The sequence below is a fragment of the Nostoc sp. PCC 9305 genome (genome assembly GCF_963920915.1).
Lineage (GTDB): Bacteria > Cyanobacteriota > Cyanobacteriia > Cyanobacteriales > Nostocaceae > Nostoc.
The window spans coordinates 1-1,880 of sequence record NZ_CAWUDN010000238.1 but is presented as its reverse complement, the minus strand read 5'-3'; the positions used below and the strand labels follow the sequence as shown (position 1 = coordinate 1,880).

Below are 1,880 nucleotides of genomic sequence, written 5' to 3'. Positions count from 1 at the left end.
CAACGATTTTGGTTTTATACAAAGATGTGTGTACACCGTAGCGCAAGCGGGGAGGGGTTGGGGGTGGGGTGTTAGGGACTTTTGCAAGAGGTCTAGTGATGTAGAACAGGCGATACCAGCTTCTCTACAACTTTGAAGTTTCAATATTGCGTTACCTTTTGCTAACGCATCTAGCAACTTTTCAAAAAATTATCAAGATTATGGAGGAAAAATGGAACCAATTTTACCTGGTGCGCCTTGGTTAATCGCGCACAAATCTATATTGGGAGTGAATAAACCTAATAAAATTACATTAAATGGACAAGATTATGTAATTTGGCAAAACCAAAAAGGTGAAGTGTTTGCCATTGATAACATTTGTCCGCACATGCAAGCGCCCTTATCAGGCGGCTGGGTTTGTCAAGAAAGAGATACTATTACTTGCCCTTTTCATGCACTAGAATTTGATGGGCAAGGCAGACTACAGCAAGGAGATAAAAAAGACACTCAGCCAATTACTAAAGTATTAGAGCTAATTATTAGCAATGATTGCATCTGGACTTATGCCGGATTTGAGCCAAGATTACCTATCCCAGATTTGCATCAGAAAATTGTCGATGAATACGAGTTCATTGGAGTAACTGGGGAAAAAAGTATTCAAGGTGAATTTTTGAGTAACCTGATGGTTAACTATGACTATAATCACCAAAATGGTACTCATAAAGAACTATTTAAAATTACATCTTGTCATGTAAGTCATTTTGAAGAAAAAGGATACTCTGCTACAGTCAAACAAGAACTGACAAGAGCCAACAACACATTAGGAGAAATTATCAAAAATCCTATTTTGGGAATATTCCCGAAAACGCTTGCTAACACACTCGAATACGCTTTTCCTTCAACTACAGCTTTGTTGGCTAAAACCCCTATTGGTGATATTGCTCAAATTCATATTCTCTACCCGGAAACAGAAAAAATTACCAAGACGTTTATTTTGATGTATGCCAAAGTCGTCAATCCTTTGATGAAATTTCTGTTTAAGAATTCAGTTTTACAAGCAGCAGCCACAGTCATTGAGCAAGATACAAGTGCTGTCGAAAGTTTATATCCTCGACAAAAACCAAAAATTAGATTGCCAAATGAAGAAATTATGTTCTACGCAGAAAAACTCTACCACAATTGGTAATTTTGATTTGCAAAGCCTAACTGCCCTTTACAATTAAACTGTAGCTAATTACTGCTGGAGGTACTCAAATATGCGTCAGATGAAATCAGCCGAGTAAATGCCTGGTAGTTATGGCTTGCCCATCTTGGGGGAGACTTTAGAAATATTTCGGGATTTAGAACTGTATCTATGGCGAAGATTCCAGCAGCATGGTTCAGTTTTTAAGACGAGCGTCATGGGATACAAACGTGCTTATCTAATTGGCCCTGATGCTAATCGGCTGGTGCTGGTAGAACAAGCTGAAAATATGTCGTCGCGGATCGGTTGGTATTTCTTAGAATCAACATTTGGCAACAATATTTTATTACAAGATGGGGAAGAACATCGCCTAACTCGTCGTTTGATGTATCCAGCATTTCACGGAAAAGCGATCGCTACATACTTCGACACCATTCAAAATATTGTGCAAGACTTCCTCAAAGATTGGGGAGAGCGAGGAACGATTTCCTTAAATTCTAGTTTCCGCCAGCTTACCCTAATGGTTGCGACTCGCCTGTTTTTGGGAAGTCAGAACAAGAGCGAAGTTGAGCAAACCAGTCAGTGATTTACACAACTGATAGATAGCAGTATGGCGATATTGAAATGGAATGTCCCTTTTACTTTATATGGTCGCGGTCAAAATCTGGAGTTTAGACTAAGCCATACAAAATGACCCAGCAGGGCTGAGTTAATCAGA

The 1,880-nt window shown here is 39.2% G+C and carries 2 protein-coding genes; both read left to right on the top strand.

Going from position 1 to position 1,880, the window contains the following annotated elements; genetic code table 11:
• Positions 1-211 precede the first annotated feature (211 nt).
• Positions 212-1,165: a Rieske 2Fe-2S domain-containing protein gene (locus ACM0OX_RS35535; protein ID WP_414519895.1), complete on the top strand. Its 954-nt coding sequence runs from the start codon at positions 212-214 to the stop codon at positions 1,163-1,165.
• 97 nt (positions 1,166-1,262) lie between these two features.
• Positions 1,263-1,748 (top strand): cytochrome P450, encoded by a 486-nt coding sequence (locus ACM0OX_RS35530; RefSeq protein ID WP_414519893.1) that lies wholly within the window; start codon positions 1,263-1,265, stop codon positions 1,746-1,748.
• Positions 1,749-1,880: the final 132 nt, after the last annotated feature.

Bases quoted from the DNA above. Each gene is read 5' to 3' on its own strand.
- ACM0OX_RS35530 (WP_414519893.1), top strand. From the start codon at position 1,263: ATGCCTGGTAGTTATGGCTTGCCCATCTTGGGGGAGACTTTAGAAATA.
- ACM0OX_RS35535 (WP_414519895.1), top strand. From the start codon at position 212: ATGGAACCAATTTTACCTGGTGCGCCTTGGTTAATCGCGCACAAATCT.